4 protein-coding genes are annotated in these 2,080 nt (G+C 33.4%); 2 read left to right on the forward strand and 2 right to left on the reverse strand.

Annotation, left to right across the window (positions count from 1 at the left end; genetic code table 11):
• Together ACY2V1_RS02605 and ACY2V1_RS02610 are read left to right on the forward strand one after the other, a co-directional pair.
• The coding region (locus ACY2V1_RS02605; RefSeq protein WP_461833241.1) for a hypothetical protein at window positions 1-214 on the forward strand (214 nt) is incomplete at its 5' end.
• A gap of 32 nt (window positions 215-246) precedes the next feature.
• A complete protein-coding gene (locus tag ACY2V1_RS02610; protein ID WP_461833242.1) occupies window positions 247-1,434 on the forward strand; it encodes a class I SAM-dependent rRNA methyltransferase in 1,188 nt (395 codons plus the stop codon).
• A gap of 109 nt (window positions 1,435-1,543) precedes the next feature.
• On the opposite strand, the gene ACY2V1_RS02615 is transcribed toward ACY2V1_RS02610, so the two are convergent.
• Window positions 1,544-1,717 carry an IS1 family transposase gene (locus tag ACY2V1_RS02615; protein ID WP_461833243.1) on the reverse strand — a complete coding sequence of 58 codons (174 nt, stop codon included), beginning with the start codon at window positions 1,715-1,717 and terminating at the stop codon, window positions 1,544-1,546.
• A gap of 154 nt (window positions 1,718-1,871) precedes the next feature.
• Window positions 1,872-2,080: hypothetical protein (locus ACY2V1_RS02620; RefSeq protein ID WP_461833244.1), on the reverse strand; the 209-nt coding region annotated here is incomplete at its 5' end.

Consider the following 2,080-nt stretch of genomic DNA (forward strand, 5'->3'; position numbering starts at 1 on the left):
TTATTCTCCAGAGTTAAATCCTGCTGAACGAGTATTTGAGGAAGTGCGACGCCGAGTAGAAGGAAAAATTTATCCCGACCTAGAAGCTAAAAAACGTGCTGTGGAAAAAGTACTTAAAAAGCTTGCAACATATCCTGATAAAGTGCAAAAATTAACATGTTGGAACTGGATTCTTCAGTCGTTTCAGTCTCTTTCAAATATGACTTTGGTATAAGCAATTGGTAGTAATTCACTATATTTGCAGATATGAAAAAAGTGTATTTAAAAAAAGGAAGAAAAAAAAGTGTAATATTAAGACACCCTTGGATATTTTCTGGAGCAATAGAGAAGATAGACGGGAGTATTACCGCGGGAGAAATAGTAGAAATTTACGATCATAGAGGAAATTTTTTGGCAAAAGGCTATATAAATCCTAAAAGCCGGATAACAATAAGGATCTTAAGCTGGAATAAGGAAGAAGATGTAACAGACATAAGGTTTATTTCAGAAAGGTTAAAATCTGCTATAGATATGAGACTTAATTATTTTGATCAATCTGTTACAAATGCATTTAGATTAGTAAATTCTGAAGCAGACTTTTTGCCAGGACTTATAATAGATAAATACAAGGATACAATTGTATTGCAAATCCTTACTCTTGGCATGGAGCAGTTTAGAGATAAGATAATAAAATTTCTCTTAGAATATCTATCTCCTAAGTGTATATACGAAAGAAGTGATACTATTGTAAGAAAAAAAGAGGGACTTTCTTTAAAAAAAGGGTTTATATATGGGGAATTGCAAAACCCAGTTGGAATCGTGGAAAATGGACTTGAATTTTTAGTAGATGTACAAGATGGCCAAAAAACAGGTTTTTATTTAGACCAGAGAGATAACAGAAAAGAACTTCTTCTGTTTTGTAGAGACAAAAAGGTGCTAAACTGTTTTTCATACACTGGTGCATTTTCGGTTTATGCTATAAAAGGAGGGACTAAGCTTACAGTAAACATAGAATTTTCCCATTCTGCTATAGAACTTGCTAAAAGAAATATGGAAATCAATCACATTAAAAAAGAGACTCAAGAATTTATCGAAGGAAATGCATTTGAGCTTTTGAGAGAGATGAAAAGGAAAGGGGAAGAATTTGACTTGATAATTTTAGATCCTCCCAAGTTTGCTCATACTCAAGGAAAATTGGAAAATGCATTAAGAGGATATAAGGATATAAATCTACAAGCAATGCAATTGCTCAATCCGGGCGGGATTCTTTTTACATTTAGCTGCTCAGGAGCAATAAGCTTGGAATTATTTTCCAAGACAATTACGTGGGCAGCAATGGATGCAAATAAAAATATACAAGTAATAAAAAGACTTACCCAGCCCATAGATCATCCTCATCTTACAAGCTTCTTAGAATCAGAATATTTAAAAGGATTGATATGTAAAGTTGTATGAGTTATGCTTCCAAATGTTAAATTTTGTGGACTACTGCTTTGTCAAAGTTGAAAATTTAAGAGTGTTCATCTAAAGATAGATGAAAATTTTTGCTGATATTGCGCAAAGATTAATGATCAGTAAGAGCATGCCATAATTTCATAGATGGATAAACCGTTTCCACTTTTTTAGAAACAACCTTTGTGCGACGAGTCATCTGTCCGAGATGATGGCGTGTATTACTGTTGTCACGCTCTATTGTCAGTGTTTCAGATTTACCAATGACATGACGTTGTTGATCCACAATGTTTACACTTAATCATCATTCCCTCTCACATTCGGAATTTTTACAAAGAAATATACCATATATCTATCTAAATGTAAACACTCCCTGTTTCTAATTTGTGCTAACTGCGTAAGTCCTGAGCTTTAATGTAATAATTTTTTGGGAAAAGCACTCATTGGTTGGGATTATACTCTGGAACAAGCTCTTTTAGAATTGTCTTTATCTTTTTTGTATTATGCATTTCAGCTGCTTTAACAAGCTCTTTTAGCTTGGAGTCAAGCCATCTTCTAAAAGCTTGTTTGCTTCCATGTCCATACCAGTTGTTATTTGTATGTAGCACATATATTTTTTTGTGCTCTGTTCTTACAATTCCTTCACCTT

It is taken from the genome of Desulfothermus sp. (assembly GCF_053993635.1).

Coding starts and splice junctions, on each gene's coding strand:
- ACY2V1_RS02610 (WP_461833242.1), top strand. CDS start 247: ATGAAAAAAGTGTATTTAAAAAAAGGAAGAAAAAAAAGTGTAATATTA.